The organism is Enterobacter sp. PL_is514, from assembly GCF_055816715.1.
Genome location: NZ_JBVPGN010000028.1, coordinates 231,522 through 252,892, shown reverse-complemented (window position 1 = coordinate 252,892; position 21,371 = coordinate 231,522). Strand labels below are relative to the sequence as shown.

General features: G+C 53.5%; 16 protein-coding genes. 5 read left to right on the top strand and 11 right to left on the bottom strand.

The annotated features are described in order from the left end of the window. Nucleotides 1-40 precede the first annotated feature (40 nt). Complete coding sequence (locus AC0TNG_RS07375; protein ID WP_267217010.1) at nucleotides 41-742, bottom strand: phosphohydrolase; 702 nt, start codon at nucleotides 740-742, stop codon at nucleotides 41-43. A gap of 284 nt (nucleotides 743-1,026) precedes the next feature. On the opposite strand from AC0TNG_RS07375, the gene ompC reads away from it, so the two are divergent. After that, nucleotides 1,027-2,190, top strand: coding sequence for a porin OmpC (gene ompC / locus AC0TNG_RS07370; RefSeq protein ID WP_024909742.1), 1,164 nt, complete (start codon nucleotides 1,027-1,029; stop codon nucleotides 2,188-2,190). Between the two features lie 55 nt (nucleotides 2,191-2,245). Here ompC and AC0TNG_RS07365 read toward each other — a convergent pair whose 3' ends face one another. After that, a complete protein-coding gene (locus AC0TNG_RS07365; RefSeq protein WP_208763038.1) occupies nucleotides 2,246-3,109 on the bottom strand; it encodes an N-acetylmuramic acid 6-phosphate etherase in 864 nt (287 codons plus the stop codon). A 164-nt stretch (nucleotides 3,110-3,273) separates the two neighbouring features. Between AC0TNG_RS07365 and AC0TNG_RS07360 the strand changes: the two genes are divergently transcribed. Beyond that, nucleotides 3,274-4,890: a sensor histidine kinase gene (locus AC0TNG_RS07360; protein WP_090419701.1), complete on the top strand. Its 1,617-nt coding sequence runs from the start codon at nucleotides 3,274-3,276 to the stop codon at nucleotides 4,888-4,890. Continuing rightward, a complete protein-coding gene (gene dcuR, locus AC0TNG_RS07355) occupies nucleotides 4,887-5,606 on the top strand; it encodes a two-component system response regulator DcuR (protein WP_023336197.1) in 720 nt (239 codons plus the stop codon). Before AC0TNG_RS07360 ends, dcuR begins: the two co-directional genes overlap by 4 nt. Here dcuR and AC0TNG_RS07350 read toward each other — a convergent pair. Next, nucleotides 5,587-6,549, bottom strand: a complete 963-nt coding sequence (locus tag AC0TNG_RS07350) for an FAD:protein FMN transferase (RefSeq protein WP_473713376.1) — start codon at nucleotides 6,547-6,549, stop codon at nucleotides 5,587-5,589. The genes dcuR and AC0TNG_RS07350 overlap by 20 nt on opposite strands. Nucleotides 6,550-6,643: 94 nt before the next feature. After that, nucleotides 6,644-9,424 (bottom strand): flavocytochrome c, encoded by a 2,781-nt coding sequence (locus AC0TNG_RS07345; RefSeq protein WP_473713375.1) that lies wholly within the window; start codon nucleotides 9,422-9,424, stop codon nucleotides 6,644-6,646. A gap of 609 nt (nucleotides 9,425-10,033) precedes the next feature. On the opposite strand from AC0TNG_RS07345, the gene AC0TNG_RS07340 reads away from it, so the two are divergent. Further along, nucleotides 10,034-11,542: an anion permease gene (locus AC0TNG_RS07340; protein ID WP_075201615.1), complete on the top strand. Its 1,509-nt coding sequence runs from the start codon at nucleotides 10,034-10,036 to the stop codon at nucleotides 11,540-11,542. 182 nt (nucleotides 11,543-11,724) lie between these two features. Then, nucleotides 11,725-13,374 (top strand): class I fumarate hydratase FumA, encoded by a 1,650-nt coding sequence (gene fumA, locus AC0TNG_RS07335; protein ID WP_048990634.1) that lies wholly within the window; start codon nucleotides 11,725-11,727, stop codon nucleotides 13,372-13,374. An 83-nt stretch (nucleotides 13,375-13,457) separates the two neighbouring features. On the opposite strand, the gene AC0TNG_RS07330 is transcribed toward fumA, so the two are convergent. The 7 genes from AC0TNG_RS07330 to AC0TNG_RS07300 form a co-directional block, all read right to left on the bottom strand. Next, nucleotides 13,458-14,057: a LuxR C-terminal-related transcriptional regulator gene (locus AC0TNG_RS07330; protein ID WP_080690935.1), complete on the bottom strand. Its 600-nt coding sequence runs from the start codon at nucleotides 14,055-14,057 to the stop codon at nucleotides 13,458-13,460. A gap of 18 nt (nucleotides 14,058-14,075) precedes the next feature. After that, nucleotides 14,076-14,744 (bottom strand): fimbria/pilus periplasmic chaperone, encoded by a 669-nt coding sequence (locus AC0TNG_RS07325; RefSeq protein WP_473713374.1) that lies wholly within the window; start codon nucleotides 14,742-14,744, stop codon nucleotides 14,076-14,078. A 22-nt stretch (nucleotides 14,745-14,766) separates the two neighbouring features. Further along, the gene (gene stbD, locus AC0TNG_RS07320) at nucleotides 14,767-16,098 is read right to left on the bottom strand and encodes a fimbrial usher protein StbD (protein WP_148769008.1); all 1,332 of its coding nucleotides are present in this window, start codon (nucleotides 16,096-16,098) and stop codon (nucleotides 14,767-14,769) included. Between the two features lies 1 nt (nucleotide 16,099). After that, entirely contained in the window at nucleotides 16,100-18,655 is a 2,556-nt protein-coding gene (locus tag AC0TNG_RS07315; RefSeq protein WP_473713408.1) for a fimbrial outer membrane usher protein, read from the bottom strand. Beyond that, nucleotides 18,639-19,340, bottom strand: a complete 702-nt coding sequence (locus AC0TNG_RS07310) for a fimbria/pilus periplasmic chaperone (protein ID WP_228117507.1) — start codon at nucleotides 19,338-19,340, stop codon at nucleotides 18,639-18,641. Before AC0TNG_RS07310 ends, AC0TNG_RS07315 begins: the two co-directional genes overlap by 17 nt. A gap of 180 nt (nucleotides 19,341-19,520) precedes the next feature. Then, the gene (locus AC0TNG_RS07305) at nucleotides 19,521-20,057 is read right to left on the bottom strand and encodes a fimbrial protein (RefSeq protein WP_024909755.1); all 537 of its coding nucleotides are present in this window, start codon (nucleotides 20,055-20,057) and stop codon (nucleotides 19,521-19,523) included. Between the two features lie 420 nt (nucleotides 20,058-20,477). After that, on the bottom strand, nucleotides 20,478-21,296 hold the full coding sequence (locus AC0TNG_RS07300) for a winged helix-turn-helix domain-containing protein (RefSeq protein ID WP_194266128.1): 819 nt from the start codon (nucleotides 21,294-21,296) through the stop codon (nucleotides 20,478-20,480). Nucleotides 21,297-21,371: the final 75 nt, after the last annotated feature.

Sequence of the window (21,371 nt, the reverse complement as noted above, 5' to 3'; positions counted from 1 at the left end):
TTTAACCGGAGAATAAAGACTGGGAACAGATTACCACAGTTCAGTTGCGCAAACTGCGACGGAAGCGGTTCAACAACTGGCTATCCAGCCCGATGCAATCGCCGTGTAATTCGGCGCTGAGTTTCGCCATATACTGGATCAGGAAATCGGCATTGTGACGTGCCAGTTCGCGGCCCATTTCCGTTTGCATTGTATCAGGCAATCTCAGCAGCTTGGTCTGAAAATGGTCGAGGGCAAACGCACGGTCGTCGAGGGGACGCGCATCGGCAAAGGGATCGTCGGCGTCAAAAAGCGGCACGCCCAGCGCGCCCGAGATGGCAAAAACGCGCGCCAGGCCGATAGCGCCTAACGCTTCCAGCCGGTCAGCATCCTGCACAATTTTGGCTTCCATACTCTGCGGCGCAATCCCGGCGCTGAAGCTGTGTGCCTCAACCGCGTGCGCAACGGCGGCAACATGCTCTGGCGGAAAGTCCAGGAAGTCGCGGCGCAGAATGTCACCCGTCTTGCGTGCTGCCAGCTGTGATGACCGGCTGCGTTCGGGATGGTTTTTCGGCAGGCTGACAATATCGTGAAAATAGCATGCGGTCAGGATCACCAGCGGCTCTACCGTGTGGTGAACCATGATTTTTTGCGCCGTCATCCAGACCCGTCGAAAATGTGAAATATCATGTGCGGTATCGTCGGTGCTGTGGTTTTCCTCGAGCCAGCGCTCAAATCTGTGCTGCCACCGGGCAAGTTCCATCGTCATGTCCTGTTGTTTCAATGAGAATGAAATATAAAATAGCTGAATTAAAACAATTTAAAAATAGAATTTCGAAATACTTAATAATAATTACACCATATAAATTCAATGAATTAATTCACTTGAATAATAAAGAGATTAATAGAAATATTTAGCAATATTTCATCGAATTTAATTACATTTATTTTTGAAACTAAATGACATCTTCTGGAATAGTATCGACCCTGTAATTACGGAGAGTAATTACATATATTCATATAAATTATCTTTTAAGGGAATATATAATGAAAAGAAAAGTTCTGGCAATTCTGGTACCCGCGTTATTAATGGCAGGCGCAGCAAATGCGGCTGAGATGTACAACAAAAACGGCAACAAAGTTGACCTGTACGGCAAAGTCGATGCGCGTCATACCTTCTCTGACAACCCTGGTGACGACGGCGACGAAACCTATGTGCAGATTGGTTTCAAAGGCGAAACCCAGATCGCTAACGACCTGATCGGTTACGGCCAGTGGGAATACAAAACCTACGCTAACGATACCGAAGGCGCGGGAGACAAATCCTTTAACCGTCTGGCATACGCTGGCCTGAAATATGGCGAATACGGTTCATTTGATTATGGCCGTAATTACGGCGTCGTGTACGACGTTGAAGCCTGGACCGATATGCTGCCTGTATTTGGCGGTGACTCTTACACCTGGACCGATAACTTTATGAACGGTCGTGCGAACGGTCTGGCAACTTACCGTAACCAGGATTTCTTCGGCCTGGTTGAGGGGCTGAATTTCGCGCTGCAGTATCAGGGCGCGAACGAAGGCCAGGATGCAACAGAAGATCAGGAAGGCACGAAAAACGGTCATAAAGACGTACGCTTCCAGAACGGCGACGGCTTCGGCATGTCTACCTCTTATGACTTCTCTGGCGATCTCTCCGGCCTGAGCCTGGGTGCTGCGTACTCGTCTTCTGACCGTACTAACGCACAAGAAGCTGCGGGGGTGAATAATGCGCGCTTTGCCAGCGGTAAAACAGCAGAAGCATGGACCATTGGTGCGAAATATGATGCCAATAACGTCTACCTGGCGATGATGTATGCTGAAACCCGCAACATGACGCCATACGGTGATTATGGTATTGCAGATCAGACTCAGAACTTCGAAGCGGTAGCACAGTACCAGTTCGACTTCGGCCTGCGTCCATCCCTGGCATGGGTTTACTCCAGGGGCAAGGACATGACTTATCCAGGCAACGCCAGCAACCCTCAGGGTCAACATGGCGACATGGACCTGGTTAACTATATCGACCTGGGTATGACCTACAGCTTTAACAAGAATTTCTCTACCTATGTTGACTACAAAATCAACATGCTGGACAACGATGATAGCTTCTACGAAGCCAATGGTATTTCCACCGATGACATCGTTGGCGTAGGCATGACCTACCAGTTCTAATCTCCAAAAATATCAAAGGCCGCAATTGCGGCCTTTTTTATATCTTCACTTTATATTACGGCGCTTCCTGCAGCGCCACGCGGATAAACCCGTTATTCTGCGCCAGCAGTTCATGGGCTTTCCACGCATCCAGCCCTGTCAGCACCATTAATACCGCCGTCTTACAGTGATGGTTACAGCTCTCCAGCGCGGCTTTTGCCTCCGTCCTGCTGCATCCCCCCGCTTCCATCACAATCGCGATTTGTCGTTCAGCCCATTTGGTTGTGCCTGCCTCAAGATCCACCCGCAGATTGCTGTAAACCCGTCCGGTTCGGACGGCCAGCCCGGTGGCGATCATCGAGAGGATCATTTTCTGCGCAATCCCCGCTTTGGTGTTGAGATAGCCTGCGACGACGTCGGCCCCCAGCTCCGGAGCGATAACCATGCTCGCCAGCTGTGCAGCTTCACTTTGCGCATCACCGGTGATAATGGCGACCGGTGAACCCAGCGACCACGCATGGCGCATTGCCCCCCAGACCCACGGCGTTTTTCCGCTGACGGTCACGGCCAGCATCATATCGTGTTCACCAAACTTGATGGCCTGCAAATCGGCAACGCCGCGCTCGTAGCTCCCTTCACCTTCTTGTGCCGTAACGGCCACCACCGGGGTTTTGCCCGGCGCATAATCATCGGCAACCTGTTGCGCAATGCGCCCTGACGGCCCAGCGCCAACGATGACCAGTCGACCGCCGTGGCTGAGCGTCGCAGCGGCGTTGTCCACCACGCGGGCGAGAGTAGGTAAACAGGGGGTAATCGCAGCAGAAATGAGTGCATCATCCTGGTGAATGACTTTCAGCATGTCCAGCGTGGACAATCTATCAATATTCATCGTGCTGGCGTGCCGTCTTTCCTTGACCGAACCGGTAAGCATAATGCTCATAAACAGCCTCCTTATTATGAGTACCCACACACTATAAAGTGTTTTATATAGATGACCTGCGAGGAGGGTCACGAAAAGAGGACCAAATCCACGCCTTTACACGGCTTTAAGAAAAGCGCGTCATCGGCGATAATTACCCCTTTCTTAATCATCGCGGAGTGTTGATGAGCGATTTGCAGCCTTTCCTTTCGACGCGCAAGCGCCCCATGAAACTGAACACGCTGGTCACGTTGATGGTGTGCGCGATTATTGCCTCTGTGCTGCTGGTGGTTTTTGCGCTCTACTCCGTACAAATCACCCGGGCGACCCGCGATGATGTTAAAGACACTGCGCTCGGCATTGCCCGCACCCTCGCCGACAGCCCCGAGATACAGCGCGGCCTGATGCAGGCACCGCAGGAGAATATTATTCAGCCCATCGCCCAGGCGGTGACAAAACGAAACGATCTGCTGTTCACCGTAGTCACCGATATGCGCGGGATCCGCTATTCACACCCGAACGAGGCGCTGCTGGGGCTGCATTTTATCGGCGATGATTTAACCCCCGCGCTGGAAGGCAAAGAGAACGTATCGGTTAACCGGGGCGCGCTCGCCGAAGCGCTGCGCGTTTTTACGCCCGTCTACGACGGCCAGCACGAGCAGATCGGCGTGGTGGTGGTCGGTATCTCCCTGAATAAGGTTGAAGAGCAGATTGCCCGCGGGCGGCTAAACGCCGTCTGGACCATTTTATTCAGTATTTTTATGAGCTCCATGGCAATTTGGGGCCTGGTGCGGGTACTGAAACGCATCCTGTTCGGACTCGAACCTTACGAAATTTCCGCCCTGTTCGAACAGCGTCAGGCGATGCTGCAGTCGCTTCGGGAGGGGGTGCTGGCCGTCGATATTCACGGACGGGTGACGATGATCAACCAGACCGCCAGAGAAATATTGCTTCTCCCCTCCGGCAAGCAGACCGAAAACGCCAGCGCGCCCCTGCTGGCCAGCCTGCGTGAAGTCTCGAAGACGGGCGTCCCACGCCAGGATCAGGAGATCAGCTGTAACGGGCGTCTGTTGCTGTGCAATATGGTGCCCGTTAAAAGTCAGGATCGGGTGATCGGCGCCATCACTACCTTCCGTGATAAAACGGAAATCAGCCAGCTGATGCAGCGTATTGATGGCATGGTCAACTACGTCGACGCCCTGCGCAGCCATACGCACGAGTTTATGAATAAACTGCATGTGATCCTGGGCCTGCTGCACATGAAGCGCTACGACAAGCTGGAAGAGTACATCATTCAGACGGCACAAAATTACCAGACGGATATCGGTACGATACAGAGCAAGGTAAAATCCCCGGTTATCGCCGGGTTCCTGCTGGGTAAAATCAACCGGGCGAAAGAAGCGGGCGTCACCCTGACGCTGGCAGATGAATGCCAGATACCGGATACCGCGAGTGAAGAACAGGTCGCGGTGCTGATCACCGCGCTGGGTAACCTCATTGAAAACGCGCTTGACGCGATGGAAGGACAGCAGGAAGGTGAGATCGGCCTGCTGCTGCATTATCAGAATGGCTGGCTAAGCTGTGAAGTCAGCGACGATGGCCCCGGCATTGATCCCGCTCAGCTGGAGTCTATTTTTACCAAGGGCTTCTCAACAAAAGGTGAAAACCGCGGCGTTGGGCTGTTCCTTGCTCGCCAGCAAATCCAGAACCTCGGCGGCGATATCACCGTCGAGTCTGAGCCAGGCGTATTTACCCAATTTTTTGTTCACATCCCCTGGGATAGCGAGAGGAATATCGCGTGATAAATGTATTAATTGTCGATGATGACGCCATGGTAGCCGACCTCAACCGTCTGTATGTCAACCGTGTTGAAGGTTTTAGCTGCTGCGGCGTCGCCTCCACGCTAAACCAGGCCGAGGCCATCATTAATAACCCCGGACAGCCTGTCGATCTGGTGCTGCTGGATGTCTATATGCAGCAGGATAACGGTCTGGATCTGCTGCCCGTTATTCGCGCATCCGGTCGCCCAATCGATGTGATTATGATCTCTTCCGCTGCCGACGCCGCCACGATCCAGACCTCCATTCATTACGGCGTGGTGGATTATCTGATCAAGCCGTTCCAGTTCCCCCGCTTTGAAGAGGCGCTGAACGGCTGGAAGGCAAAGCACAATCTGATGGGTTCGCACCAGTATTACGAGCAGGCCGACGTCGACCGGCTGATCCACGGCGGAGCGCCGGAACTGGCCGACAGTAAAAAGCTGCCGAAGGGGTTAACGCCGCAAACGCTGCGCACGATTTGCCAGTGGATTGACGCTCACCCGGAGACGGAGTTTTCTACCGATGACCTGGCAAACGCCGTCAATATTTCCCGCGTGTCCTGCCGTAAGTACCTGATTTGGCTCGCGCAAATCAATATTCTGTTCACAAGCATTCATTACGGCGCTACCGGCCGTCCGGTGTATCGCTACCGTCTCCAGCCGGAGCAAACCGGCCTGCTCAAGCAATACTGTCAGTAACGCGGTAGTCGTTATCCAGTAGGGTAAAGCGGAAGTGGTGCATCGAGGAGATCACCACTTCTTTTGTTTTGGTCACAAAGATTGCTTCAATATCGGGGCGCGCGCGCAGGGCGGCACAGCCCTTCTCCACGCCCATGCCGTACATCAGCGTGGTCCAGATATCGCCGTCGATGGAGTCTTTCGAAATAACCGTCACGCTGTCCAGTTCGTTGTCCAGCGGATACCCGGTGCGCGGATCGAGAATGTGGTGATAGCGCTTGCCGTTTTGTTCGAAGTAGCGCTCGTACGTTCCCGACGTCACGACGGACAGGTTCTCTACGGTCATCGTGCCGATCAGCGCGTCACCGGCGAACGGTTTTTTCAGCCCCACGCCCCAGCCCCCCTCCGGCGAGCCTAACGTCTGGATGTTTCCGCCAAGGTTGATCAGCCCCAGCTCAGCCCCCTCTTTACGAAGGTAATCACGCACCCTGTCGGCGATATAGCCTTTGGCGATGGCCCCCAGATCGATCTCCATCCCCGCCCGGGTCAGAAACACGCTGCTGCTGGCCTCATCAAGGACAACATCCTCTGGGCGGGTCATCGCCAGCAGCGACGCGATTTCATCGGCAGGCGGAACGCTGTCCCCCTGAAAACCAATCTTCCAGCGCTTCACCAGCGGACCGATCGCCAGATTAAAGGCGCTGTCCTTGAGCAGGCTTGCCGCTTTTGCACAGCGGATCAGATCAAACACCGGTCGGCTGACGGTGACCGGATGCTGCCCGGCCGCATGGTTGATATCCATCACCTGCGAGTGCGCGCGGTTAACGGTAAGCAGGTCTTCATACTGTTTGATCAGGCGAAACACGCGGGACGCGAGGGCTTCGTCATGGGAGAAGAGCTTCAGGAGGATGGGTGAGCCCATCAGGACGGCGGAGTAGCTGTAAACGCGATGGCTATCAGGCATGGTATGAGTCCTCAGATGTAGCCCCGGCAAGCACCGCGCCGCCGGGGAAAATGCCGGATAGCGCTGCGCGCATCCGGCCTACATAGCAGGTGCCTTACCTCTTTTTCGAACGCAGAGCCGCCTGATGTCCTGCAAGGGTACCAAAAATAATGATATCTGCCACCGCGTTACCGCCGATACGGTTACCGCCGTGGATCCCGCCGACCACTTCACCGGCCGCAAACGCCCCTGGCAGCACGTTGTGGTTGCTGTCCAGCACGCAGGTTTCGGTGTTGATGGTCACGCCGCCCATGGTGTGGTGCACGCCCGGCGCAATCTGAATGGCGTAGAACGGCCCTTCGTTGATCGGTGCACGCAGCGCGGTGGTACGACCAAAATCGTCATCGTGCTGTTTCTCAACGAAACCGTTGTAACGTTCCAGGGTCGCGAGGAAAGCGTGGTAATCCATGCCGAGCGCTTCCGCCAGGGCTTTCGGCGAGCTGGCGCTGGTCACGAAGCCTTTGGCAATGTACTCATCCGCGGCTTTGTTTTTGGCGCGTACGTGCTCGTCAAAGACGATGTAAGCGTATTTCTCCGGCAGCGCGATGATTGACGCCGAGACTTTATCGCGGGTCGACATTTCGTTGTAGAAGCGCTCCCCTTTCTGATTGACCAGAATCGCCCCGCCGCCGCGAATGGATTCGGAAATCAGGTACGAGGTTTTCTGCTCGACGGTTGGGTGAATTTGGATTTCGCCCATATCCACAGTGCCCGCCCCGATACGCTCCAGCAGCGCGATGCCGCCGCCGGTAGCCCCTTTGTGGTTGGTGGTGACGAACCCTTCCAGATCCGGACGGTATTTCACAACCATCTGGCTGTTGGCGCTGAAGCCGCCGGTAGCGACAATCACGCTTTTGGTTGCCACGGTGACGGTTTCGTTCTCTTCGGTGGTCAGGCGCACGCCGGTGACTTCACCGTTTTCGAAGAGAATGTCGCTGACGGAAGTATCCAGCATCACCTCGATGTTGCGTTTGTTCACGTTACGCACCAGGCCGCTAATCAGGTAACCGCCCACCGCAGAACCGTCTTTTGGACGGTGAGTACGGTCGATGCTCATCCCGCCGGTGGTGGTGATGTCGTTCAGCATAATGCCGCGGGTTGCCAGCCACTCAATTGCCTGCGGTGCGTTCTCGACGAAGCGGCGCAGCAGTTCAGGGTTGTTCTTGTTGCCGCCGCCTTTCAGGCTTTCCTGGTAGAACAGCTCTTTGCTGTCCTGAATGCCCTTCACGCGCTGGAAGCGGGTTTCAGCGGCGTTCATCCCGGCAGAGGCTTTAATGGTGTTCCCGCCGATGGTCGGCATTTTCTCGACAATCAGCACGCTCGCGCCTTCGTCGTGAGCCTGAATCGCCGCCGCCAGACCGGCGCCGCCGCTGCCGACAACGACCACGTCCACGCTGCGGGTTTCGTTCGGGTCAACGCCCTCTTCCGCTGCCAGCGCCTTGCTGGATTTCAGCATCGCTTTCGAGACCGCTTTCTTCACCGCTTCACTCTGGCTGGTTGCGCCGGTGATGGCATCCACGTGCGGGGTGTTAGCGTCCAGAATGCGGGTACGGATCTCTTCAAAGCTGGTGACGAACTCAACGTCTTCACTCGGGCCGGAGGCCAGCTCGATGTCCGCAATGCGGTCGGTTTCCAGGCTGATGTTAATCACCAGTTCGTTAGCGTCATCCTGCACTTTCTCAGCAAAGGTACCCGGTTTGAATTTGGATTCGCCCATGCTCATGTCGCGGATCATCGCTTCTACCAGCGAGAAGCGCCACAGCGGTTCAGGAATGCTCAACGCCTCGCGTTTGGTGCTGTCCATAAACAGCTCAAGGCTTTCGCCAGCCGCGATACGGTCTGTCCAGTCCGGATAAGCGATGGTGGCGCGGCCCACGGCAATCAGGTCGTAACCGTGGTCAAGCGCTTCATTCACGTCTGAAGCATTCACCACGCCGCCCACGCCCATGACCGGAACCTGCGCCAGCGTTTCAGAACGCATCGCGCAGTATTTTTCGATAAGCGGGGTGGGATCCTGGGTGTCGACAATGGAAGGACGCAGGGTCGCGCCGACGGAGAAGTGCAGGTAGTCCACGCCGCGTGCCGCCAGCTTTTCCAGCAGGTACATGGTGTCGTCAAAGCGGATGCCCGGGATTTCCATCTCTTCAGGGGAGAAGCGGTAGCCAATAATAAACGCGTCGTCCGCGTACTGGCGCACCATCTTATGGGTGATATCCAGCACCGCCAGCGGGAACTTCGCGCGGTTATCGCGGCTGCCGCCCCACTCGTCATCGCGCTGGTTTGAATTCGGTGAGTAAAACTGCTGAATCAGATAGGTATTCGCCCCGTGGATTTCCACGCCGTCGAAACCGGCCTGGATGGCGCGGCGCACGGCCTCACCAAACTTGCCGATCATGCCTTCAACTTCTTCAGCGGTCAGAGCTACTGGCGTTGCGGCACCTTCACGCGGCGCAGCTACGGCGCTCGGGCCAACCGGGGTACGGCCGCCAATCAGTTTCGGGTCAACCATGCGGCCGCCGTGGTAGATCTGCAGCAGCGCCTTAGAGCCTTTGGACTTAATGGCCTCTGCGATTTTCGCCAGCCCGGCAATTTTCTCGTCATTATCAATACCGATTGCGCCCGGGAAGGCGAGGCCGAGATCGTCGACGAAGCAGCACTCCACAATGATGGTGCCGATACTGCCGGAACGGGCACGATAGTACTCCACCAGTTCACTGGTAACGGTGCCGTCGTAATAGCCGGTACAGGTGGTCATAGGGGCCATTAACAAACGGTTTTTCAGTTCAGTACCATTCGGTAATGTGAAGGGGCTAAGAATGCGTTCGTTAGTGCTCATAATAGAAACTCCAAACTTTTAAAAATTAAGAATTCGTTATCGGATTGGTTTTTTAGTTCGTCGTTATTTGCCGATGTCATGATATTAATATAATGATTTTTTTAGCTTCTAAAGTTATTACGTTAGTTAAAAAACTATTTAATCCCTGCAATAACACAAATAACACATTGGTGTTAGCGAATGTAATTCAGTCATTCACAATAATTTAAAATTCGTTAAATGATTAATGGTAAAACCATTTCACCATAACACACAAAAACCGTTTAAAATCAATACAATGAAAAATAACAAAAGGTAAACATGTTACAAGAATGATAAAATTTACTCATAAAATACGTAATACCCACATACGCCTGAGTGGTTATTAATAAAAGCATAAAAATAACGCTGCAATTCTGTTTTTTTGATCCCGATCAATAGTTATGGCATCCAAAAGCGCAATATAAAAACATCATCATTTTTTAATTTAGCGCCTCAATAAAAGCGTTAAATTGCTATTACTGAAAATACAAAACAGCATCTTTAATAACTAAAAAAAGCAAAGAAACTTAAGAAAGTGATTTTGTTTTTCAGTGCAGCCGAATTTTTGACAACTTAAGACGTGAAACTATGAATACAAAAACTGCTGTAACGCCCCCTGTGGCGAACCAGGCATCAAATGGAAACGCAAAACGATTGCTGATGATGGCGTTACCCATCATCGTCGCCGTACTGCTGCTGTTTGTTCCGGTACCGGAAGGACTGCCTCCTTACGCATGGCACTACTTCGCCATCTTCGTCGGCGTAATCGTCGGTTTGATCTTCGAACCCCTGCCGGGTGCGGTGATCGGTCTGACCGGCGTGGTCGCCATTGCCCTGTGCAGCCAGTGGGTGCTGTTCAGCCCTGAGCAGCTGGCTGACCCGAAATTCAAGCTGGCAGGCGCCTCCTTTAAGTGGGCGGTGAGCGGGTTTGGTAACTCTACCGTCTGGCTGATTTTCGGTGCCTTTATGTTCGCCGCAGGCTATGACAAAACCCGCTTCGGCCGCCGTCTGGCGCTGATTCTGGTGAAATACCTTGGCCGTCGCAGCCTGACGCTCGGTTACGCGATTACGTTTGCTGACCTGCTGCTGGCACCGTTCACCCCATCCAACACCGCGCGCAGCGGCGGGACCATCTACCCGATCATCGCTAACCTGCCGCCGCTGTACGGTTCTAAACCGAACGACCCAAGCGCGCGTAAGATTGGTTCTTACCTGATGTGGGTGGCGATCACCGCGGCCTGTATCACCAGTTCAATGTTCCTCTCCGCCCTCGCACCGAACCTGCTGGCCCTGGCGCTGGTGAAAAGTACGGTTGGTATCGACATCTCCTGGGGCACCTGGTTCCTCGCCTTCCTGCCGCTGGGTATCCTGCTGATTCTGGCCATGCCGCTGCTGGCCTACTGGTTCTACCCACCAGAAGTGAAGGTGAACAACGAAGTGCCGCTGTGGGCGACCCGTGAGCTGGAAAAACTCGGCAAACTGTCCCGCAATGAAATCCTGCTGCTGGTGTTCGTGTGCTGCGCGCTGCTGATGTGGATCTTCGCCGCCGCGTGGATTGAACCCGCTATGGCTGCCCTGCTCATTGTGGGCCTGATGCTGTGGACCGGCGTGCTGGAGTGGAACGATATCACCGGTAACAAAGCCGCATGGAACACCTTCGTCTGGTTCGCGACCCTGGTTGCGCTGGCGGACGGTCTCTCCTCTACCGGCTTTATCAGCTGGTTAGGCAAAGAAGGCGGTCTGTTGATGAGCGGTATCTCTCCGGGCGTGGCGACCATCGTCCTGCTGCTGGCGTTCTACCTGCTGCACTACCTGTTTGCCAGCACCACCGCGCACACCACGGCGCTGCTGCCAGCGATGCTGACCATCGCCTCCACCATTCCGGGCATGAATATGGAAGTGTTTGTTCTGCTGATGGTGACCTCGCTGGGCGTGATGGGGATCATCACCCCGTACGGTACTGGCCCAAGCCCGATTTACTATGGTAGCGGCTACCTGCCAACCAAAGACTACTGGCGCCTCGGCACCATCTTCGGTGCCATCTTCCTGGCGGCCCTGCTGCTGATTGGTTATCCGTGGATGTCCATGATGTTCTGATTCCTGACCGCCGGACTTCTCCTCCGGCGGTTTTATTTTTTTATACCCTAAATAATTCGAGTTGCAGGAAGGCGGCAAGAGAGTGAATCCCCAGGAGCTTACATAAGTAAGTGACTGGGGTGAACGAACGCAGCCAACGCACATGCAGCTTGAAGTATGACGGGGATGTGGAGCAATACGCTATGTCAAACAAACCCTTTATCTACCAGAACCCCTTCCCTCTTTCGCATGACGACACCGAATACTACCTGCTGACCAAAGAGCACGTCTCCGTTGCCGAGTTCGAAGGCCAGGAGATCCTGAAAGTGGAGCCGGAAGCGCTGACCCTGCTGGCGCAGCAGGCCTTCCACGACGCCGCATTTATGCTGCGTCCTTCCCACCAGAAGCAGGTTGCCGCCATCCTCAACGACCCGGAAGCCAGCCAGAACGACAAGTACGTTGCCCTGCAGTTCCTACGCAACTCCGAAATCGCGGCCAAGGGCGTGCTGCCGACCTGCCAGGATACCGGCACCGCTATCATCATGGGTAAAAAAGGGCAGCGCGTCTGGACCGGCGGCGGTGACGAAGCGGCCCTGAGCCAGGGCGTGTATAACACCTACATTGAAGATAACCTGCGCTACTCGCAGAATGCGGCGCTGGACATGTATAAAGAGGTCAATACCGGCACCAACCTGCCCGCGCAGATTGATCTCTACAGCGTGGACGGGGACGAATACAAATTCCTGTGCATGGCAAAAGGCGGCGGTTCTGCCAACAAAACCTATCTGTACCAAGAAACCAAAGCGCTGATCACCCCGGCAAAGCTGAAAAACTATCTGGTTGAGAAGATGCGCACTCTGGGAACTGCGGCCTGCCCGCCTTACCATATCGCGTTTGTGATTGGCGGTACGTCAGCGGAAAGCACGCTGAAAACCGTGAAGCTGGCCTCCACGCGCTACTACGACGCGCTGCCAACCGAAGGTAACGAACACGGCCAGGCATTCCGCGATGTTCAGCTCGAACAAGAGCTGCTCCAGGAAGCCCAGAACCTCGGCCTCGGCGCGCAGTTTGGCGGTAAATACTTCGCCCACGATATCCGCGTGATCCGCCTGCCGCGCCACGGCGCCTCCTGTCCGATCGGCATGGGCGTCTCCTGCTCCGCGGACCGCAACATCAAAGCGAAAATCAACCGCGATGGGATCTGGATTGAAAAACTGGAGCACAACCCGGGCCAGTACATTCCTGAATCACTGCGCCAGCAGGGTGAAGGCGACGTGGTGAGCATCAATCTGGACAAGCCGATGAATGAGATCCTGGCGCAGCTCTCCGCTCACCCGGTCTCTACCCGCCTGTCGCTGAACGGTACCATCATCGTGGCGCGCGACATCGCCCACGCGAAGCTGAAAGAGTTGCTGGATAACGGTGAGGAACTGCCGCAGTACGTCAAAGATCATCCGATCTACTACGCTGGCCCGGCCAAAACGCCGGAAGGCTACGCGTCTGGCTCACTCGGCCCGACCACGGCGGGACGTATGGACTCGTATGTGGACTTACTGCAGTCCCACGGCGCGAGCATGATCATGCTGGCGAAAGGCAACCGCAGCCAGCAGGTGACGGACGCCTGCCATAAGCACGGCGGCTTCTACCTGGGCAGCATCGGCGGCCCGGCGGCGGTGCTGGCGCAAAACAGCATTAAGAGCCTGGAGTGCGTCGCGTATCCTGAGCTGGGAATGGAGGCCATCTGGAAAATTGAAGTCGAGAACTTCCCGGCGTTTATCCTGGTGGATGACAAAGGCAACGATTTCTTCCAGCAGATCCAGAACCAGCAGTGTAAAGGCTGTTCACAGCGCTGAGATTTCCCATAATGCTGCCAGCAGCGACAGCGTATCGTTAATCAACTCGCGCTTGTCGCTGCCCTGTATGGAGAATAGTTTTCTTATTCTCCATACACGCCATACAAACGCTTTTTCTTCATTTTAGCCAGCCCGTTACATTTATGGTGGCTGACCCGTTTTGGTGTGATGTGATATCTTTCGGCCACCTGACTGACGTTTAGCCCCTGAGATAAGGCATTTAACACGAGATATTCCTGGCGAGTTAGCGCCGTTTTATTCCCTGATTTCGTTACCTCTCCATCTTTCCGATCGTGCCCGGAGAGGGACCTGAACTTATGCTCGACGCTCTTTATACCGCGAGCCGCATTAACCACTGAAAAAGACGCATAACAGTCCCGCGAAGGCATGCAAATGTATTTGTTATAGCAAAGCAAGACCCGCAGACGCCGGTTTAAGGTGGTCTTTAGATCCACCAGCGCGGTTAAAAGATCTAAAAACAAGAGCGTATTGTTGAAATAGTTATCGACATCAACAATCCAGCATCTTCCCGCATCAGCGTCTTTATGTTTATTGATATTTACGCCCACCTGCGCGGGCGTCCAGACAGTGCAGCTCTCTTGCTCGTCCTGGGTTAAAAGGGACATTATCCCTTGAGAAAAATAGCGGTTGTTTGTTACCACAACGATATTTAGTTTTTCCATATATGCTAACGCCGCAAACTATTTTCGAACTACGGTCTGATAGTCACGATAATTACCGTCATCAGTAATCACACGATAGGTTAAATTTATTCCCGGCAATAGGGGCTTATCAGGCGACACTGCCTGTTCCGTCCGTGGCGAAACCATAATATTGGTCAGCGACCTTTGCCCGGGTATCTCAACGTTGAGGCTGATATTCCAGGGCGTCGGGTTAGTAATGATTAACCGGGTATCCTGGGCCCTGAACTGGAGTGTCTGATACTGAAGCGCATCAGGGTCGCCAATGCCGGCAGGACGAATAAAGACTTTCATCCTTAAGCGTAACGGCAGAATTAACTTTTGCTTTTTCTGCCGGGTCAGGTCGCTCTCAGGCTGGAACTGAAAAATATTCAGCCAGAAGACGCTTTCCCGATCGTTCGGCAGCCCCTGACGTGCCGTAAGTAGCAAACGCAACGAACGAATTTCCTTCGGCAACATTTTGAAAACCGGAGGTGTAGCCACAATCGGCGTGCTGACCTTATCCGGCGGCACCAGCGGGTCGCCCATGTCTGTCCAGACCTGAATCATGGCTGGCGTTTCACCATCGTTAGAGAGATTCAGCGACTGGGCCATTTCGCCTGCGCTGAAAATCACGCGAGTCCGATCGACATTAACCACGCCGAATGCCTCACCAATGAGGCTCATCATCAGCAAGCCTGCCAGAGCAAGCCTACTGGAAATTAACAACGACTTGTAATTGCGCATTAACCGTACCCGGCGTCACAGTCTGCCCACTGAGGGCCTCTAATGATGCGGTAAAGTCACCGGTATAGGTGTTTACCTCCCCCGTCGACGTCAGGTTGGTAAGATCCTGATACGCGTACCAGCCGCGCGAGTTTCCCGTGCCGGTTGTGCTTCTGTCGGGTAACAAATTGATTGCCTTCCCGCTCCGGTTAAGGATTTTTATACCTACGCCAGAAGCCACGCCGCTGTTGCCGTAATGCGAATCCAGTAACCAGGTTAGCCCTCCACCGCTGGTTACCAGCCCCAGCGCCTGCGCAGCTCTGACAGCTACGGGCTGGTTGACCAAAAATCCCATGGCTACGTTTGCCTTGCTGGCCGTGGACGCGGCGGTACCGGAAACCGCACCTGACTCACACTCAAGGCTGACCGAGAATGGTGCCTGACTGTTACCACCGGCCTGCAACACCGCGGAGCTGCTGGTGGGTAAAAGCACAACGGCGGGATAGTCTTTAACCTGACACAGTGCGCCACGGACATAGCTCACGGCATTGTAGGTACTCCATGCACCGGGCCAGTTTGCATACCAGCCATAATAATAAGCCGCGCTATCCTGGCCCACCACGATGGAATTTGATGCCAGCCCAGGACCTTTAAAGGCAATATAACCTCGCGGTTGGGTATAGGCATCTTTATAGTAATTGCTGGCGTTAAGATAATAGGTAGTGGATGAAATCTTATACATTTCATACAGCACATTGCTGAATGCGCTGGCTGGAATGTAAATATAGGTTCCATCCTGATACCAGTCTGCCGAGGTGATTTGTCTTTGCTTCCAGTAGCGGCTGTAATATTCCCCGGTGCTGAGATTGGTCATTCTTACCGCGACGTTTTTTGCGACATCATAATACGCACCCTCAATTTCAGCGGAGGCATACATGCCGGTATAGGCGTTGTCACCGTTGGTGGCATACATTTCATATAAACTGCCGGCGTCAGACATGGAACAGCGAAATAGAATTTGCTTACTGGTATAGGTTTTATTGGTCGCTGCCGTTAAAAAATTGCCCACCGCGCTGGCAAGCAACGTCCCCGACGGCTGAAAGTTAGTGCCGCTGTTAATGTTGATTACCGCCGGCAGCCCAATATTGCCATGGCAGGTATCACAGGCACCCGTCCAGTCAGCGGCGGTATACCCTGCCGCGATGGCCATGCTGGAAAGTGATGACGTGCTGGTGACCCTGATGCAGTTTGCCCACGCGGGCTGGCTTATTAGCAAAAACAGCCCCAGTACCAGAAAATGTTTTAACCAGTCCTGCATTTTAATTCTCCTTTTCACATATCTGGCTCAGGTAAACCAACGGCTCTGCGTTTCGCCCGGTAATTTGATACGGCACACGGCAGTTCTGGTCGCGCTCTTTGCCCCATTTCACGCGCAATACGCCGGAGGCCTCCGGGACTCGGGCATAAATTTGGCCGCCCTGACCCACCATGCCAATCAATGTTCCCTCGGCATCCCGCACCTCCGCCCCCATTGGCGGTAGTTCCCCATCCCCGTTGTTGAGGGTGATGAGAACGGCTTTGCCTTTCAGCGTGGCAAAGTCCACCCGGACCACGGCCCCCGCATAGGGCACGACGCGCTGATTTCCACCTTTCAGTTCGGCATCCGCCATCATATTGCGCGAGTCCAGGCTGACGGTGTTGCTACGGTAAGGGGAAAGCGACGGTAGAATGGCGTAGCCGAACGCGTCAATAATTGCCCCCTGCCCGTTCTGTACACGCGCCCCCTGGGCGCCATCGGCGTGTACCAGTGCGAACGTGTCACTGGTATACGGCCCGAGCGTTAATCCTCCAGGATGTAGCACCAGTGTTCCGGATGCGCCGAGCCCTGCCTGCCGGTAGTTATCCCCCTGGTCATAGCTGGCTTGCACGGACCCCACGCGGGTATTTTCCTGAACGTTTCCGCCAAACGTCGTGGCGTTATCACCGCTCCCATTCCGATAACGTTCATATCCGCCGTATACGGAGTACGATCTGTCTCGACCGTCCCCTGCCGTGCCGGTTAACGATACGGTCGAGGATCGGCTGGCCCGCGACTGGTTGTAGTTGTATGCCGCCGATGCCAGGTTGTTGCCCCAGTCGAGAGGGATCGACACGTTGAAAGAGACAGTATTTTCGGTGTATTTCTCTTTTGAACTGTCATCAACCGGCTCGCGGGTGCTGGTATAAAAGCGTCCGTAGTCCCAGCTCGTCCGTTGTCTGGCAACGTTCACCCCGTAGCTAATTCGTCGCCACTGATTGCTGTAGCCCAGCTGCAGCTGGGTCATACGCGACTGATTGCTATAGTAATCCGCCGTGCTGGCACTCAGATTAAGTACCCCCCAGCTTCCCATCGGCTGGCTGACCGTCGCCGTCAGTCTATTGCGCTGATGCAGGGTGTCCGAATAGTACTCCGTACCGTTTTTCTGCTGGTGACGAACGCCCAGCACATCCTCCAGATCGCGATAACCGCTCGTCGAATAGCGGTATGCGGCAAGCACAAGGTTAGTGCCTGCCGTGAACGTCTTGCTGTAACTGATTTCTGCACGCCAGCCCTGTTGCCGCTCATCATTTTCAACCAGGGCATCAGACCAGGTGGCATTCAGACCAATGGCGCCGATATCTGTCGCCAGTACGCCTCCTACCAGAAAAGCCGTGTAATCCTTAGACACACGCAGGCCAAGGTTGCTGGTGACTTCATTACTCAGCCCTCGCTGTAACACACCTTCCATGAAGGTGTTTTCGATACTGTAGTACTGACGAACGCGTCCGAATGAGAGACCATATTGCCAGTTGCCCGGGCGCACGGAATCAGGCACAGCGGAATAAGGCACGGTAAAACGGGATGTTTTCCCGCTAGCCTCAATGACCTCAACCTCAAGATCCCCCTGGCTGCGGGTGTTATATAAGTCATTGATGACGAATGGTCCCGGTGGAACGTTGGTTTCATAAATGACATTATTTAGCTGCTTAATCACTACGTGCGCGCTGCTGGATGCCACGCCCCTCACTTCCGGAGCGTAGCCCCTCTTCCCCTGTGGCCACATGCGTTCATCGGTTGCCAGTTTCATCCCATTGAACGAGAGGCTGCCAAAGAGGCTGCCATCGGTATAGTTATCCCCCAGCGCCAGCACACTATCGATCGGTTCGATGGGACGTTGTACCCAGGTTCGAACGACGTTATAACTCGAATCGCTTCCGCTTATGCTGCTGTCCGCATAGCGCAGGTTTCCCTGGTGTCGAACCTGCCACAGTCCAAGGTTGGTTCCGGCATTGATACCGCTCCACAAATAGTGATAGCGATAGTGCGTATCCGTATTTTCCGTCCACGTGTAGCGGGTGTTATGCCGCAAAAAAATCGCCGCCATACCCGCGTCCCATTCACTGACCGGAATATAACCGCGAGGCATATGCTGGAGCGCCGTCATCGGGATAGCCAGTTGAAGGCGCAATGAAGCCTGGTCAAACTGCCAGGTAGCATGTTCCGCCCACTCACTCAAAAGGCGACACGCTGTCTCATTACTGTGGTTTGCTGCTTTCAGTTTTGCGGCCTGCATGAGCGATTTGCCCAGACAGGGTTCAGGATCCTGGCCGTCTGTTTTAGCGCGAAAAATGACCTTTTCTTCGCTTTTCACCAGCGTATTGTTGACATATACATCAACCAGATAGCGTCCGGGTGCGACCTGATGTCGGTTGAACTGCTCCAGATCCATGCCCCAGGACGAGCCCTGCAGCAGTGAAGAGTCAAAAACATATTCTTTCGCCTCCACCAGACCCGTGCAGTTCAATGAGATACACAGCGCCAGCAGATTGCGTCGAAACTCAGGGGTACGAGACAGGATATTGCCCATTGATCCGTGCTCCCTGATCGTTGACAAGCCAAACCCTCACCGTACCGTTTCCCGCGGTTTTGGTTTTCCAGTTGTTAAACCAAAACGTCTGACGATCGAAAGGCGCTACCGTATCAGCTGTGAGGGTATGCTTTTTCCCCCCCACCTCAGCCTCAATGAGGGTCAATGACGCATACCACGGCTGAGGGTTCTCTATCGAAATTCCATACCCCTTTTGCGCATCGAAAGTGGCGTTGACCCGGAGCCCATTCAGCTGATTTTTTGGGGAGCCAATGCCAGCAGGCCGGTAAATAACTTTTACCCGGGTACGCAGCATGACCAGCATTTTGTTCTGCCCTTTTTCACTCTCGAGATTTGAGGGTGGAACCTGGAGCGCATTAAACCAGTACAGGGATTCCCGATCCTGCGGTAAATCGCGCGCGCCTGTGTGGGTCACGCGGATAACTTGTCCCGCTTTCGCCTGAATTCGAAACACGGGTGGGGTCGTCAGAAAGGGGATTTTCGAGCCCTGAGCTGGCGTCGCGTTAATATCACCTTCGTCAAACCAGGTTTGAATCACGTAAGGAATGTCGTCATTGTTCTTGAGCTGCACGTCGACGGATAAGGCCCCGGCAGGATAAATAATCCGGCTACCCAGTATTGTGACGCTTGCGGATACGGTGTTTGTCAGCATCAGGACACATGGCAAATAAAGCAGGTACTGAGCGATACGCTTAAGATATGCGCTTATCATTATTAACAACTCCCGGGCCGAATGAACCTGGTGTGGCGAGACCCTGACTGCAATGAGCTGAGTGGAATATGCACGTTTGCATCCTGCAAAACGTGCACACGTTAGTTCCAGTGCGGCCTGTTACTGATAGGAAACGGCGTATTGCAACGTGGCCTCTACCGTACCCGCCGTCGCCGCTGCGTTGGCATAATACTGCGCGGTATAGGTCGCGGAGGCCTCCGTCTGGTTCGCTGCCAGCTTGAGGTCGCCATTACCGGTGAAACCATTGCTCAGGTTCACGACGGCGTTTGCGGTATCCAGGATCTGGACTTCAACGTTCTTCGCAGTACCGGTATTGCCGAGATTACCGTTAGACGTTACCTGGTTGCCGACAAACACCGTTGAGATTTTCGTTTCCCCACTGGCGTTACCCGTACAACCGCTGATCCCGATATCAAACGTGACCGGTCCCGCAGTATCACCGCTGGCGGCAAGATCAGAGGCGCTGACCGTTGGCAATAACACCACCGGAGAGGCACTGTTACCGTTTACGGCAACTGAACAGGTTTCATCCGTGACTTCCCCCTGGAACGTGATGGTGTTGTCAGACGCAGCAAAAGCCCCACCAGAGACCAAAGATGATCCCAGTACTAACGCAATAATATTTTTCTTGTTCATAACGCTTATTCCTGTTTTATCAATTAAACCGATAATGAAAACTTCCTTTTTTTACAGACAAACCGGTCATATAAAATTGAACGCCAAATAAAGGCGAACGCGTAAACCCTGCCCGGTAAGTTGCAGAAACAAATCTATACGAAAATTCTTACTGCAAAAACAATTAACTATTAAATCGCAAATCTTAAGATTATAATCCTGGAATTTAAGGATATTTAATATTGGATTAAGCTTTTTATATCGACCACATCATAATTGCAGTGATTACTTATGCGCCTGTGAGGGAGACGAAAAGGAATTATGCTTTTCGCAAGATGATGAGTGAGACAAGGCTGTTGACTGTCTGGGTGAAATAAACCGGTAATCCAGAAGGAAGGAGAAATTCCCGGTGAATACCGGGAAAATAAAAGGATAATGCACTCAGCGTGGTGGCAATAACCCCCAGCATATCTCTGCTTTGCCGTCACTCATTATGCCGCAGCGCATGAAGTAGAGACGCGAGAGATTGGAAGAATACGTTTTAAACGAACTGCTTTTGATGATCAGGACATACTCATTACTCTTACAGACGGGATTTAGCTTTATCGCAAAATCCATCACGCCTTTCTTTACGTCAGGATTGGTTATACTGTTCAGCGCCTGTTCAGACATCATGACCTTACAGGAGCCAGCATTTCCTATGTAAATCTCATTACGTTCCACGGGCTTACTGGCAAACCAGAATCCTGCAGCCCCGCCCAGCGCCATAACAGAGAAAAAAAGCACCAGCTGATTTAATATTCCTGTTTTCATAGTGCACCAGCATGATACTTCGCCCGTGCTGCGTTCGGCAATTTTGCCTTTTAGTAAACGCCCGTCGGCAATATAAGCGGTTTCGGTTTCAGAAGGGACATCCTCGATGACGTCAACCGACTCTGAGCATTTTTCGACATCAACCTGCTGATGCAGCATAAAGCCTATTTTTGGAACGGTAACAATCACCTCCTCATCCATGCCAAGGTTCTTCATAATCTTGCGTAACTTGCTTACGCACTGATTAAGATTATTGTTGCTGGAAACCATGCCATAGTCGTCCCAGACTTTCTTAAATATAACCTCCCTTTTTATTGCCTCTCCCTTATGGGCGATCAGCAACAATAAAAGTCGCTTTGTAGGATTCGAAATTTGAATCGACTCATCCTGAGAATCTTCGAGGCCCAACGTACACATATCTGAGTCAAAAATTATCTGCTTATTCATTATAAATTTCATATACATATACTCTTGTTAAGTAAGTTTTCCTCCGGGCGTGGGCATACGCGAAATGGCACCTGG

Excerpts from the sequence above, each read along its gene's own strand:
- AC0TNG_RS07345 (WP_473713375.1), bottom strand. The coding sequence starts at position 9,424 with ATGAGCACTAACGAACGCATTCTTAGCCCCTTCACATTACCGAATGGT.
- AC0TNG_RS07305 (WP_024909755.1), bottom strand. The coding sequence starts at position 20,057 with ATGAACAAGAAAAATATTATTGCGTTAGTACTGGGATCATCTTTGGTC.
- AC0TNG_RS07350 (WP_473713376.1), bottom strand. The coding sequence starts at position 6,549 with ATGCCTGATAGCCATCGCGTTTACAGCTACTCCGCCGTCCTGATGGGC.
- stbD (WP_148769008.1), bottom strand. The coding sequence starts at position 16,098 with ATGCAGGACTGGTTAAAACATTTTCTGGTACTGGGGCTGTTTTTGCTA.
- AC0TNG_RS07340 (WP_075201615.1), top strand. The coding sequence starts at position 10,034 with ATGAATACAAAAACTGCTGTAACGCCCCCTGTGGCGAACCAGGCATCA.
- AC0TNG_RS07310 (WP_228117507.1), bottom strand. The coding sequence starts at position 19,340 with ATGCTGACAAACACCGTATCCGCAAGCGTCACAATACTGGGTAGCCGG.
- fumA (WP_048990634.1), top strand. The coding sequence starts at position 11,725 with ATGTCAAACAAACCCTTTATCTACCAGAACCCCTTCCCTCTTTCGCAT.
- AC0TNG_RS07325 (WP_473713374.1), bottom strand. The coding sequence starts at position 14,744 with ATGATGAGCCTCATTGGTGAGGCATTCGGCGTGGTTAATGTCGATCGG.
- ompC (WP_024909742.1), top strand. The coding sequence starts at position 1,027 with ATGAAAAGAAAAGTTCTGGCAATTCTGGTACCCGCGTTATTAATGGCA.
- AC0TNG_RS07360 (WP_090419701.1), top strand. The coding sequence starts at position 3,274 with ATGAGCGATTTGCAGCCTTTCCTTTCGACGCGCAAGCGCCCCATGAAA.
- AC0TNG_RS07330 (WP_080690935.1), bottom strand. The coding sequence starts at position 14,057 with ATGGAAAAACTAAATATCGTTGTGGTAACAAACAACCGCTATTTTTCT.
- AC0TNG_RS07365 (WP_208763038.1), bottom strand. The coding sequence starts at position 3,109 with ATGAGCATTATGCTTACCGGTTCGGTCAAGGAAAGACGGCACGCCAGC.
- AC0TNG_RS07300 (WP_194266128.1), bottom strand. The coding sequence starts at position 21,296 with ATGAATAAGCAGATAATTTTTGACTCAGATATGTGTACGTTGGGCCTC.
- AC0TNG_RS07375 (WP_267217010.1), bottom strand. The coding sequence starts at position 742 with ATGGAACTTGCCCGGTGGCAGCACAGATTTGAGCGCTGGCTCGAGGAA.